The organism is Echinicola vietnamensis DSM 17526 (assembly GCF_000325705.1).
Classification (GTDB): Bacteria; Bacteroidota; Bacteroidia; order Cytophagales; family Cyclobacteriaceae; genus Echinicola; species Echinicola vietnamensis.
Genome location: NC_019904.1, coordinates 2,350,169 through 2,362,832 on the forward strand (window position 1 = coordinate 2,350,169; position 12,664 = coordinate 2,362,832).

Here is a 12,664-nt window from a genome sequence, read left to right on the forward strand (position 1 = left end):
AAACTTTATATTGACGATTTGTCAACGAAAAATTTGGCATAATAGAAATTTGTGATTAAGATTGTCCCATCAATACATAAATGATGTTTAGCACAGTCAAAAACCATATCGCCATCGAACGCTCTTTCACACCTGAGCCAGTGGACTGCGCCACTTTTTTTACCATCATTAACACTACCGTTTTTACCACCACCATTACGGGGTAATCCCGTGTCTATCTATTATATTGCCGCTAATTCCGGTCCGCTTCCTGCGGACAAATTAATCCATTAACAAGCCATTAAAAATTACTCATTTTCATGAAAATCATAAAATTCGGAGGATCATCCATCGCCAATTATGAGAACATCCAAAAGGTGTTTTCGATAATTGAGCAGAAGTCGGAAAAGGAAGCTTTTGCCTTGGTGTTTTCAGCTTTCGGTGGAGTCACTGAACAATTGCTCCAATGTGCCAACATCGCGCAGCAAAGTGAGGAGAGCTACCATACCATCCTTCAGGAACTAGAGAAGAGGCACTTGGAAATAGTCAAGAAACTAGTGCCCGTGCAGCAGCAGTCCACCGCCCTGACATTCGTGAAAGTTCGTTTCAATGAACTGGGCGATTTGTTCCATGGGATCTACCTGATCAAAGAATGCTCTAACAGGACAATGGATTATGTGCTCAGCTTTGGCGAGCGATTGTCCAATTTCATATTGGCCGCAGGCCTTCAAGCAAAGGGCATAGGCACCAGCTATGTGGATGCCCGTGACCTGGTAAAAACCGATGACCGTTTTGGCCACGCCAAGGTCAACTTTAAGACCACCAACAAGCTGATCCAAGATCATTTTAAATCACATGATGACATCAAGGTCATCACGGGATTTATCGGTTCGACGGAAAAAGGGGAAACCACTACTGTCGGTAGAAGTGGTTCGGATTATACCGCATCGATTTTTGCCGCCGCCCTCGGGGCAGAACAGGTGGAAATCTGGACAGACGTTTCTGGTGTGATGACCGCCGATCCCAGGTTAGTGTACACGGCGTTTACCATTCCACAGCTGAGCTATAATGAAGCGATGGAGCTTTCGCACTTTGGTGCAAAAGTGGTGTTCCCGGCGACCATGCAGCCGGCCATGAAGGAGGATATTCCGATATATATTAAAAATACCTTTAAGCCTGATGAAGCGGGAACACGGATCAGCAAAGATTCTGGAGAGGGCAAGATCATCAAGGGGATTTCCTCTATGGACAATATCTCGATCTTGAACGTACAAGGGCCCGGGCTGGTGGAGGTTGTGGGAGTGAGCCAGCGCTTTTTCGGCACCTTGGCCAATAATGGCATCAACATCATTTTGATCAGCCAGGCTTCTTCAGAGCATAGCATTTGTGTGGCCATTGCATCCAAGGATGCCAGCCGGGCAAAGTCGGTGATCGAGGAAGAATTCAGGTATGAAATCCAAAGCGGCGAGATGGATGAAATCCAAATCGTTCCGGACATGGCCGTCATTGCGGTGGTGGGCGAAAACATGCAGCATAACCCCGGTGCCAGTGGGCGAATGTTCCAGGCTTTGGGCAGAAATAACGTTAACGTAGCGGCCATTGCCCAGGGAAGTTCTGAGCTGAACATCTCTGCAGTGATTACCCAAGCAGATTTGCAAAAGGCTCTGAATGCATTGCACGAGGCGTTTTTCTTGTCCGATTACAAAGTGCTTCACCTCTTTTTGGTAGGGGTCGGCCTGATCGGAAAAGCCCTGACCAAAATGATCCACCAGCAACTCAAAAATCTCCAAGAGGAAAACATGCTGGACATCCAAATCCACGGAATGGCCAACTCACGGTATATGAAGTTCCATGAAGATGGGTTTGACCTGGCGACAGTAGGACCGCCAGATGAAAATGATGAGCCTATGGACATGGATAAGTTTATAGGCACCATGACGGAGATGAACTTTTCCAATTCCGTTTTTGTGGATTGTACGGCGAGTCAGGATGTGGCCGATATTTACGAACAAATCCTGGATTCCAAAGTAGGCATTGTAACACCCAATAAAAAGGCGAATTCCGGTCCTTTGGAGACTTACAAGAAACTTAAAAAACTGGCCGGGCAACGTGGCGTAAGGTTCTTCTATGAAACCAATGTAGCCGCAGGCTTGCCGGTGATCAATACCTTGCAAGACCTGATGTTGAGCGGTGACCATGTCCATCGAATCGAAGCTGTACTCAGTGGGTCGATGAACTATATTTTCAGCGAATTGGAAAAAGGAATGCCCTTCAGTGAGGTAGTGGCACAGGCCAAGGAAAAAGGCTATACAGAACCAGATCCAAGGGATGATCTGAGCGGCATGGATGTGGCACGAAAGATTCTTATCCTTGGCCGTGAAGCCGGGCAAGACTTGCACTTTGAGGACGTAGAAATCCAAAGCATGGTGCCGGAAGATTGCGAAGATGCTGCATCTGTCCCAGAATTTTTCAAAAAGCTTCAGAAGCATGACGGTCATTTCCAGCAGCTGTTGGATGAGGCCAATGCCAAAGGTGAAAAGCTTCGCTTTATGGCCACTCTGGAGAATGGAAAGGCCAAAGTGGGGCTGAACTCCCTGGACAGTGAGCACCCTTTCTTTACGCTTAAGGGAAGTGATAACATGATCTTGTTTACGACAGAGCGCTACAACGACTTCCCGATGATCGTAAGAGGTCCTGGAGCAGGGGCCGATGTGACGGCCGCTGGGGTATTTGCCGATATTATCAGGCTAGGAAATTATTCAAGATGAAAAAAGTAACAGCTTTTGCTCCGGCCACAGTGGCCAATGTTTCATGCGGGTTTGATATTTTGGGCTTTGCGGTGGAGGAAATGGGAGACAAGGTAACGGTTTCCTTGGCCGATGAGCCTGGCGTACGTGTGGTCAGGATAGAAGGTGATGGCGGAAGGTTGCCGTATGAAGTAGATAAAAACACCTGTGGCGTGGCCTTAAAGGCTTTTTTGGCGGCGATAGATTATAAAGGAGGCTTGGAAGTAGAACTCTATAAGGGGCTTCCACTGGGCAGTGGCATGGGATCCAGTGCGGCCAGTTCGGTAGCTGCCCTGGAAGCGGCCAATCAGCTCTTGGGAAATCCCCTTGATAAGAAAGCGTTGCTTCCTTTCGCCATGAAAGCCGAAGGGGTAGCCTGCGGAGCCGAACATGCCGATAATGTGGCTCCATCACTTCTGGGAGGATTTGTGCTGATCAGGAGCTATCATCCTTTGGATGTGACCAAGCTCCATGTGCCAAAAGGCTTGTATTGCGCTTTAGTGCATCCCCATTTGGAGCTGAATACAGCTGATTCCAGAAGCGTATTGCGCCAACAGGTGCCGCTGAAAGATGCCATTACACAGTCTGGCAACATTGCCGGCCTGGTGGCGGGCCTATACCAAGAGGACATGGGGCTGATCAGCAGGTCGCTGCAGGATGTGATTGCTGAGCCTTCACGATCGGTGTTGATTCCTGGTTTTGATGAGATCAAGTCAGCCATAAAGGAGGTCGGCGCGCTTGGCGTGGGGATTTCAGGGTCTGGCCCGACGACATTTATCCTCGCTCCGAGCAGGGAAGTGGCCGAAAGGGCGAGTGAGATATGCCAAGAAGTATTCGATAAAATAGGGCTGGAAGTAGACCTGTATGTTTCGGCTGTAAATACCAAAGGAACCTACGTCATCAACAAAGCATAACATGAAATTCTACAGTACAAACAATAAAGAACACAAAGTTTCCCTCAAGGAAGCCGTTATCAAGGGCTTGGCGCCGGACCAAGGGCTTTATATGCCCGAGCGGATTCCGACATTGCCTGCTGATTTTATCGATCAACTGCCCGAGCGGTCTTTTCAGGAGATCGGCTATGAGGTGATAGGAGCCATTTTTGGAGAAGACTTGAGTAAGGAGCAGATCAAGGAATTGGTCGATCATACCTTGGCCTTTGATGCTCCTTTGGTGAAGGTGGAAGAAGAGGTGTATACGCTGGAATTATTTCATGGGCCTACATTGGCGTTTAAAGATTTTGGCGCGCGGTTTTGCTCAAAATTAATGAGCCTTCTCGTAAAAGATGAGAAAGTCAGGGTGCTGGTAGCGACATCCGGTGATACGGGAAGTGCCGTGGCCAACGGATTTTATAAAGTCCCCGGCGTGGAAGTGATCATTCTCTACCCTTCGGGCAAAGTCAGTACCCTTCAGGAAAAACAATTTACGACCCTTGGCGAAAACATTACGGCATTGGAAGTGGATGGGGTTTTTGACGATTGTCAGCGAATGGTGAAGCAAGCTTTTCTGGACAAGGACCTGAACGAAAGCATGCTCCTTACATCTGCTAATTCCATCAATATCGCAAGGTGGATTCCGCAGTGTTTATATTATTTCTATGCTTATAGTCGTCTGCCAAAAGGACATGAAAAAGTGGTGTTTTCGGTCCCAAGCGGGAATTTTGGGAACATCGCTGCGGGGATGTTGGCCGAAAGAATGGGCTTGCCGATCGAGACGTTTGTGGCCGCTACCAATGTCAATAAAATCGTGCCGGATTTTCTGAAAGGTGTTCCGTTCCGTCCAAGACCGTCGCTGCAAACCATCAGTAATAGCATGGATGTGGGGAACCCGAGCAACTTTTACCGGCTGCTGGACTTGTACGGTGATGAATCGAAGCTGAAGGAAATGGTAAAAGGCTTTTTCTTTGATGATGCCACGACCCGGGAGGCCATGGCTACGGTGAAAGCAGCAGCGGGATATTTGATGGATCCACATGGAGCAGTGGCCTATTTGGGCTTAAAAGCATACATGGAAGAGCATCCGGGGTATACCGGCGTATTCTTGGAAACGGCTCATCCCGGTAAGTTTGGAGATGTGGTCGAAGCTGTCCACCAAGAAAAGGTGACCCTCCCAGAGCGGTTGGCTGCCTTCCTGGACGGGCAGAAAAAGACGAAATTGATGGCCAATGACTATCAGGAATTTAAAACTTATTTACGTTCAAAAAAGTAATAGCGCCTAGTTCTATTTCAGGATGAGCGCTTAAAAAAAAGCCGTTGCAATTGCCAGGAAAATGGCAGCAACGGCTTTTTGACTTATTAGGCTAATGATATTAAAGTCGGATTATGGGTTGGATTTTTCTTGGCGTTCACGTTGGCGTTCTTGCCAAGCTTCCATTTTGGCCTCAAATTCCTTGATTTTCGGTTCGTTTTCTTTTTCCCAAGCATCTATCTTTTGCTCGAATGCTTTCATCTTGGGTTCGTAAGCAGCTTCCCATTTACTTTGTTTGGCCTCCATTTCTTCTCCCCAAGCTTCCATTTTCTTTTCCCAAGCCTCCATTTTGGCGGCATACTTTTCTTCCCAAGCCTCCATTTTTTGTTCGTATACCTCAGCTTTGGCTTCCATTTTTTCCTGTACGGCTTCTAGTTTGGCTTGGAGGGCTTTCCGTTGCTGTTCGGCTTCTTCAGAATTGTCATCCTCCAGCTGACTCATTTTCATGGACAGCTTGCTTATCTCAAGTGCTTCTTCGTTGATGTCCAGCTGGAAGTCCGGCGTCGGAGGAGCAAAGTTCATGTCTTCAAATGGCGGTACCGTAGGGAATGGAGGGATGGCTACATCCATCGGAGGCATTGGGCTCAACTGCAGCACGGGCATGGGATCATCAGGAGGGGCGGCCGTGTAAGTGGGTGCCTTCACCGTCACTTTTGGCGCAGGAGTGGTATCTGTGCGATAAGTATGGCGGTAGACATAGGTTTTGGTGGTACTCACGTTTTTACTGGCCTGATGGTTTTCGGTGTCTTTGATCACCACCTTGTCGCAAGGGTCGACGTTAGATGGTGGGATAGTGATTTTATAGGCATACTGTGAATTGACTTTGGTCAATAAGTAGTGGTCGTCAAGTAGGGTGTTTTTGGTGGGAATGGCTCCCATTACCAAGGAGGCACTCACCATCAGAGATAAAAGCATGGTCAATGTAATTAAAGGTGAAATTTTCTCTTTGTTTTGTTCTTTTCCTAAAATTCGTTTGATACGATTGAGGAAATGGTGCGGGTTCCCAGTAGCGGCAAGGGCCATTTCCGGCATAGCGCTTTGTGCTTGTTCGGCCACTCCTGCCAGCCCGCGGGCAAGCTCTCCCGGTGAGTACCCTAGGGAAAGAACCATGTCGTCGCAGGCATGCTCCCGCTCTGTATCGATCAATTCATTGATCCACCAAAAGCATGGATGGAAAAAGAAGAATACTTCCATGATCCGCTGGACAATATTGATGAGATAGTCGTACCGTTTGATATGAGCAAGTTCGTGCGCAATAATGGCCTCCAGTTGACGTGGCGGTGTATGCAGTAACAGACTGGCGGGGATAAGGATGACAGGTTTCAAAAAACCATAGGTCACCGGAACATGAATAAGCTCACTTTTCAGGACCTGAACACCTCTATAGAATCCTAGGGCAGCGATCATTCCATTGACTTTTTTGAGCAATGGATCTGCTACTGATTGACGATGTCTCTTGTGTAGGTTTCTCAGATCCAATAACCCTCCAGAAAGCTTGAGTAAAAAGAAAAGGGCTCCCAGTAGCCATAAATTTACCAGTGTGGGAAGAAACTTTTCCAATCCGGCCAGCCATGGTTGGTCAAACACGCCTTTTTTGGGGGCGGTGACAAAAGTATTGGCCTCATCGTTTGCATGGATGGTAAGATGGTGGCCGGTTTCGGAAGCTGCCGCAGTGACCGTTGGTGTCGTAGTGGAAGGAGCGGAGGATTCCAGCATGTAAGAAAAGGTAATCCCACTCGCCACTAAAATGATCAATAAGGCACTCAAGCCAGCCCAATAGCGGATGTTGGAGGCCTTAGGTGGAATAGCCCTTAGGACAATCCACAGCAGCACACTGACCAAAACAACCTGCCAGATGGAATGAATCAAGGTCCAGCCAAAGGCCTGAAGGTAGGTTTCATGGATAAAGTCGTTTACGAAGTCCATTATTGTTGGTTTTCTAGTTCATTAAGCAATTTGCGTATTTCATCTATTTCTTCCTGTGAGGGATTGCTTTGACCAAGTGCCTTCATGACGAGCTTCTTGGCAGAGCCACCAAAAGTTGTTGCCATAAAACTGTTGAGCAGGGAATTCTGGGTCTCACTTTCTGTGATGGAAGGCATGTAAATATGGCTTCTGCCCTGTTCTTTTCTGTCCAAGAGTTTTTTAGCAAACATGATCTGCATAATTTTCAGTGTAGTCGTGTAGCCTGTTTCCTTTCTTTTAGAAAGTTCTTCATGGACTTCTCTTACACTTGCAGCCTTACGCTCCCAAAGAATGGAGAGAATCTCAAGTTCGGAATCTGTTGGCTTATATTTCATTGCTAGAGTACGATTGTATTCGTAGTAAAGGTATACGATTCTTTTCGTAAGTCAAATTTATCTACGATTTTTTTCGTAATAGCGTGTTAAAAAATGTTAAATATCATTGATTATGAGGGTGTTGAGAACTTTTGAAATGGTAAAAAAGTTAATGGTTTGATTGCCTTCGACAGGAGGTGATCGTTGATAGTAATGTGCAATATCTATTTTGGTTAACATAAAGATCCAACCGGTTACACAAAGTAGAAAGTTGTTTATTCACCCAAAGGCCGGATATTTCCGGCCTTTTTTTTATCTTGATCCCCTATGTGTTTGATTACATTTAATTGGCAAAACCATGGGCGTTATCGGTTGATTTTGGTAGCTAGCCGAGATGAATTTTTTGAACGTCCCACAGCAAAGCTTCATCAATGGGAAAGCGGTATTTATGCTGGAAAAGACCTGAAGAGCGGCGGTACTTGGATGGGGGTGCACCCGAGCGGTAGATTTGCTGCGCTGACCAATTTTCGGGATTTCAGCACGGTAAAGGAAAACCCCGTCAGTCGAGGTCAGCTGGTAAAGGATTTTTTAGAGGGGAGGCTGTCGCCAAGAGAATATTTGACCAATGTCCAGAAGTGCCAGGATCAGTTTGAAGGCTTTAATCTACTTGTCGGAGAAGGTGATCAGTTGTATTATTGCTCCAATTATGCAGAGCAGGTTCAAGAGGTGTCACCCGGCATTCATGGATTGAGCAACGGCTTGCTGGATGAGCCTTGGAAGAAAGTGGTCGCGTCAAAAGCGCAGATGAATGCACTTTTGCAAAAGGAAGAACCTTCCCTTGAGAAGTTGCTGGCGATGCACCTTTCTACAGCGGAAGATGAACTGGAAAATTTACCGAATACGGGAGTTGAACCCGAAGTGGAGCAGTCACTGTCTGCGGCTTTTATCCGGGATATCCAAGGCTATGGGACGGTAAACATTACAGTCTTGTGCTGGGGCCATGATGGTAAAGTGGACCTGTTGGAGCAACAAGTAAAAAGGAATGGTGTTTTCGCGGGAGAGGAGCGGATTTCCTTTAGAATGGAATAAATAATTGTTTTCAATTATTTTTGTCTGGATGTTTAGGGAAATTTTGGTGCTGTGGCGAACCATCAGCGGTAAAATCTGTTGTATAGTATTATGAAAAAGATAGATGTTTTGATAGTCGGGGCTGGGCCTATTGGCCTTGCTTGTGGTATAGAAGCGGAGAAAAATGAGTTAGACTACATAATCCTCGAAAAAGGAACTTTGGTCAATTCTATTTATAATTATCCCGTTAATATGACTTTTTTTTCCACTTCAGAGAAGTTGGAAATGGGCGGGATTCCATTTATGTCAGTAAATAAGCAGCCCACTCGACCGGAGGCGTTGGAGTATTATCGGCGTATTGCAAAACATTTTGATTTAAACATAAACTTATATGAAGGCGTGAAAAGTGTGGAACGCCAAGCCGATGGAGCATTTCTGGTGTATTCAGAAAAGGAAACGTATTTCGCGGAAAAGGTTGTTCTGTCCACAGGCTTTTATGACATTCCAAATAAACTGAATGTTCCGGGGGAGGATTTGGCCAAAGTCACCCATTACTATAAAGAACCATGGCCCTATATCGGTCAGAAGGTGATCGTGGTCGGTGGAGGGAATTCCGGCGTGGACGTGGCATTGGAGACTTGGCGTAAGGGCGCCGAAGTGACCATGGTGCTAAAAGAACCTACGGTGGATCAAAATGTGAAGTATTGGGTCTTGCCGGATATAGAAAACCGCATCAAGGAGGGATCGATCGGTGCGTACTTTAGCAGTTCCATCAAGGAAATCCGTGAGCAGGAAGTGGTGATCGACACGCCACAGGGGGAGAAAACCTTGGAAAATGATTTTGTACTGGCCATGACGGGCTATCGACCAAACTTTGAATTGTTGGACCAGCTTGGGGTGGGGCTTACTTTGGACGAGAAGCGAAGGCCTTGTTTTGACGGAAACCAAGAATCCAATGTCCCCGGGCTTTATTTGGCAGGGGTAGTTTGTGGAGGACTGAATACAAGGGAGTTCTTTATTGAGAATACCATTGTCCATGCCCAAGCGATTTTTACGGACATCATGAATAAGAGGAAGCAATTGGTCAAGTAGTGCCTTAATCCTATTGCGAAGGCGTAGCGATGGAAGGTTTTTTGGGTAGGGTTAAGGTGAAGACACTGCCTTTCCCTACTTTACTGTCGACCTTCAATGATCCGCCTATCTTTTTGGCATTTTCATTACTGATGTACAGGCCCACACCAGTGCCTTTCTCCAAGGAGGTGCCGCTGGTAGATTCAAATTTCATATTGAATAATCGTTGTAGCCGCTCTTTCGGAATGCCGTTTCCGGTATCTGTGATGCTTATATGGAAGTTTTTTTCAGTATTTCTACAGGAAAATATAATTTCACCTTTCTCAGCGGTAAATTTGATAGCATTTTGCAGTAGGTTTCTGACAATCAGCAGGAGCCGATCAATGTCGGTGGTAAGGAAGGTGTCACCTTCAAAGCTGGTTTCCAAGGTAATGTTTTTTTGACGGGCCATCCCTTTGTATATCGTGAGCATGGAATCACAATATTCCTTTAAATCTACATGACGGAATTTTGGTGAAGTGTTTTTTAGTTCTAGCGTGGCCCATTCCAATATTTCCTCGGACATTTTCTGGGCATTGTTGGCGATGATGTAGAGTTCCTTTAATATTGCCTCAGTTTCTTCTTTTTCCAACTCACCATCGTTGATCATTTCCAGTATTTTAGTGATCGAAAGGAGCGGGTTCTTAAGGTCGTGGGAGATCAGGGCGATGATTTTATTTTTTTGCTCATTGGTTTGGGAAAGCTCTTGTATGGCGTCCCGGAGGGCTTCACCATTTCGCTCGCTTTGCTGTTTTTGTTTTTGATAGTTCCATTTCAAGGCAATGATGATGGCCACTATCCCAGCCAGGCAGGCAGTATACGTGATGGAATGGTCGAGGTACTGTACTTCACTTGAGGTATACGTAATTGAAATGAGATCAGCATGATAGATACCCATGTAAAATAATCCTAGAAAAAACACCAAATTGTAAAGCCCCCAAAACCAATACGTTTTGATTTGAGTAACGGCCAAAATAGTCGTATGAATCATTAAAAAGATGTAAAATGCGGGCCCTGCTATGCCGTCATTATAGAAAAAGACGATGGCTATGATGGGGTATCCTAGCAGTGACAGAAATGTAATTCCCCTATTGAAACTCTGTTTTGATCTGCCTATCAAATAAAAAGCCAATATTACCGCAGAAGTTACCAAAAGAATAAGGGCCAAAAAGTATTGTCCTAAGATCAAATTAAATATGATCATTGCCTTGAGGTAGATCACGATAATGAGGGCTGCGGAATTGAAGATTTTGGTCTCCATTTCCTGATCAGTCTCCATGGTGGTGAGCTTTTGCCAGACATTTCTAAGTTTAGGGATCAATTTAGCAGTAATATGTTGGTGAAAGTGTAAATTGAATACAGGGATATGTATTCAGTAATATACACGGATTTATTGAAATAGCTAAATGATCAGCAGTTAATTTTCACGGTGAAAAGGAGATGTGAACTGAAATGAAGTGCCGTCAAAGAGCCCCTTATCGCTTAATTTTAAGGCAGGGATGACGAGCAGAGCCATAAAACTCAAGGTCATATACGGAGCGTCCAGTTTGGAGCCCATTTTTTTTGCCAAGAGGTCTATTTGGGTATATAACTTGGCTACTTCATATCCGTCCATGGCAGACATGATACCCGCAATGGGCAAGGGTAAAATCAGTTCCTTGGAGGCAGAAACCGCCGAAATGCCGCCCTTTTCCTTGATGATCATGTTGACGGCTTTAGTGATGGAGGCATTGTCGACCCCCACAGCAAGGATGTTGTGCGAATCATGCCCAACGGAGGAAGCAATGGCTCCTTCCTTGAGTCCAACGTTTTTGATAAAAGCGATGGAAGGAACCGTATCCTGGTAACGGTTGACCACTGCAAACTTTAACACATCCTTGGCGACGTTTGCTTCCGCATACCCCTCTAATACTTGAATGTCTTCAATGCATTCACGGGTGATGAGCTGCCCATCGAAGGCTTCTATTACCTTTGCTCGTGAGGTAGGGGCGGGCAATTTGAAGTCGTCGGGATGTTTGGCAGAGGTGCTGAAGTTATTGATGGGACTGCTGGCGACAGATGGGAGGAGGGAGCGGCCGTTTTCGGCTACTTTCTGTCCTTTTATATAGGTGGCTGTCACCTGAAAATCCTTAAGGTCTTTGCAGATGATAAAATCAGCGGGGTCTCCTGGTCGGAGTTGGCCGACATCCATCCCATAGTGTGCGATGGGGTTGAGGCATGCCGCCTGCAGGACTTTGAACAGCCCCTTGCCTTTGGCTACCGCCCTTGCCGCCAGTTGGTTGATGTGGCCAATGACCAAGTTGTCGGGGTGTTTGTCATCAGAACAGAACATCATGTGCTCGGCATGATCATCGATCAAGTCAATTAAAGCTTCGAAGTTTTTGGCAGCACTGCCTTCCCGAACGATGATTTTCATGCCATGTTGGAGTTTTGCCAAGGCTTCCTCTTCGGTGAAGCATTCATGGTCAGTGGAGATGCCGGCTGAGATATAATTTTGGGCATCAAGGCCCTTGAGTCCGGGAGCATGGCCGTCCACAGGCTTGCCATGTTTTGCGGCGAGGGCTATTTTGTCCATCACGGCAGGATCACGGTTGATCACGCCGGGCCAGTTCATCATTTCTGCAAGATACCTCACCTCTTTTCTGTCCAGGAGTTCATCAATATCCTGAGCGGTAATTTCTCCCCCAGCAGTTTCGAATGGCGTGGCAGGCACACAAGATGGCGCTCCAAAGTAGAAGTTAAAATTCACGCGTTTGCCATTTTCGATCATGTATTCCACGCCCTTCTTGCCGCAGACATTTGCGATTTCATGTGGGTCGGAGACGGTAGCCACCGTGCCATGGACCACTGCAAGCCGGGCAAATTCCGAAGGGATCAACATGGAAGATTCCACGTGTACATGCGCATCGATAAATCCAGGCATCAGATAAAGTTCTGGGGCACTTTCGGTAGGTTCAACGGACGTGATTTTACCATTTTCAATGGTCATCTTAACGGGGGAGATTTTTTGGTCTGGGATATTAACTAGTTGGCCTGCAATGTGGAAAGCGCTCATTTGGTGCACTGGTTTTAGATGGAATAATTCTAAATATAGGGAATTTAGGTGGTTTTTTCCGGACTAAGTAGGTCAAGAGGCTTCTTCTTAGGAGGATAGGTGCATTAGTCCTTGATAATCCGTAATTATCCACCCAAAAA

At 46.2% G+C, this 12,664-nt stretch carries 9 protein-coding genes; 5 read left to right on the forward strand and 4 right to left on the reverse strand.

Going from position 1 to position 12,664, the window contains the following annotated elements:
- Positions 1-299 precede the first annotated feature (299 nt).
- Genes thrA through thrC form a run of 3 tightly spaced genes read left to right on the forward strand, consistent with a single transcriptional unit; the run spans position 300 to position 4,973 of the window.
- A complete protein-coding gene (gene thrA, locus ECHVI_RS09790; protein ID WP_015265814.1) occupies positions 300-2,747 on the forward strand; it encodes a bifunctional aspartate kinase/homoserine dehydrogenase I in 2,448 nt (815 codons plus the stop codon).
- Entirely contained in the window at positions 2,744-3,679 is a 936-nt protein-coding gene (locus ECHVI_RS09795) for a homoserine kinase (RefSeq protein WP_015265815.1), read from the forward strand. The genes thrA and ECHVI_RS09795 overlap by 4 nt, the downstream gene beginning before the upstream one ends.
- 1 nt (position 3,680) lies before the next feature.
- Positions 3,681-4,973 carry a threonine synthase gene (gene thrC, locus ECHVI_RS09800; protein WP_015265816.1) on the forward strand — a complete coding sequence of 431 codons (1,293 nt, stop codon included), beginning with the start codon at positions 3,681-3,683 and terminating at the stop codon, positions 4,971-4,973.
- A gap of 111 nt (positions 4,974-5,084) precedes the next feature.
- Here thrC and ECHVI_RS09805 read toward each other — a convergent pair whose 3' ends face one another.
- Together ECHVI_RS09805 and ECHVI_RS09810 are read right to left on the reverse strand one after the other, a co-directional pair.
- On the reverse strand, positions 5,085-6,938 hold the full coding sequence (locus tag ECHVI_RS09805; RefSeq protein WP_015265817.1) for a M56 family metallopeptidase: 1,854 nt from the start codon (positions 6,936-6,938) through the stop codon (positions 5,085-5,087).
- Positions 6,938-7,312 (reverse strand): BlaI/MecI/CopY family transcriptional regulator, encoded by a 375-nt coding sequence (locus ECHVI_RS09810; RefSeq protein ID WP_015265818.1) that lies wholly within the window; start codon positions 7,310-7,312, stop codon positions 6,938-6,940. The genes ECHVI_RS09805 and ECHVI_RS09810 overlap by 1 nt, the downstream gene beginning before the upstream one ends.
- 306 nt (positions 7,313-7,618) lie before the next feature.
- Here ECHVI_RS09810 and ECHVI_RS09815 point away from each other — a divergent pair, with 306 nt between their 5' ends.
- Positions 7,619-8,380: an NRDE family protein gene (locus tag ECHVI_RS09815; RefSeq protein ID WP_015265820.1), complete on the forward strand. Its 762-nt coding sequence runs from the start codon at positions 7,619-7,621 to the stop codon at positions 8,378-8,380.
- 90 nt (positions 8,381-8,470) lie between these two features.
- Positions 8,471-9,451 (forward strand): YpdA family putative bacillithiol disulfide reductase, encoded by a 981-nt coding sequence (locus ECHVI_RS09820; RefSeq protein WP_015265821.1) that lies wholly within the window; start codon positions 8,471-8,473, stop codon positions 9,449-9,451.
- Between the two features lie 10 nt (positions 9,452-9,461).
- Here the strand turns inward: ECHVI_RS09820 and ECHVI_RS09825 are convergent, their stop codons facing one another.
- Positions 9,462-10,748, reverse strand: a complete 1,287-nt coding sequence (locus tag ECHVI_RS09825; RefSeq protein ID WP_015265822.1) for a sensor histidine kinase — start codon at positions 10,746-10,748, stop codon at positions 9,462-9,464.
- A 138-nt stretch (positions 10,749-10,886) separates the two neighbouring features.
- Positions 10,887-12,524 carry an adenine deaminase gene (ade, locus tag ECHVI_RS09830; protein ID WP_015265823.1) on the reverse strand — a complete coding sequence of 546 codons (1,638 nt, stop codon included), beginning with the start codon at positions 12,522-12,524 and terminating at the stop codon, positions 10,887-10,889.
- Positions 12,525-12,664 lie beyond the last annotated feature (140 nt).

Coding starts and splice junctions, on each gene's coding strand:
- thrA (WP_015265814.1), top strand. CDS start 300: ATGAAAATCATAAAATTCGGAGGATCATCCATCGCCAATTATGAGAAC.
- ECHVI_RS09795 (WP_015265815.1), top strand. CDS start 2,744: ATGAAAAAAGTAACAGCTTTTGCTCCGGCCACAGTGGCCAATGTTTCA.
- thrC (WP_015265816.1), top strand. CDS start 3,681: ATGAAATTCTACAGTACAAACAATAAAGAACACAAAGTTTCCCTCAAG.
- ECHVI_RS09805 (WP_015265817.1), bottom strand. CDS start 6,938: ATGGACTTCGTAAACGACTTTATCCATGAAACCTACCTTCAGGCCTTT.
- ECHVI_RS09810 (WP_015265818.1), bottom strand. CDS start 7,312: ATGAAATATAAGCCAACAGATTCCGAACTTGAGATTCTCTCCATTCTT.
- ECHVI_RS09815 (WP_015265820.1), top strand. CDS start 7,619: ATGTGTTTGATTACATTTAATTGGCAAAACCATGGGCGTTATCGGTTG.
- ECHVI_RS09820 (WP_015265821.1), top strand. CDS start 8,471: ATGAAAAAGATAGATGTTTTGATAGTCGGGGCTGGGCCTATTGGCCTT.
- ECHVI_RS09825 (WP_015265822.1), bottom strand. CDS start 10,748: ATGGAGACTGATCAGGAAATGGAGACCAAAATCTTCAATTCCGCAGCC.
- ade (WP_015265823.1), bottom strand. CDS start 12,524: ATGAGCGCTTTCCACATTGCAGGCCAACTAGTTAATATCCCAGACCAA.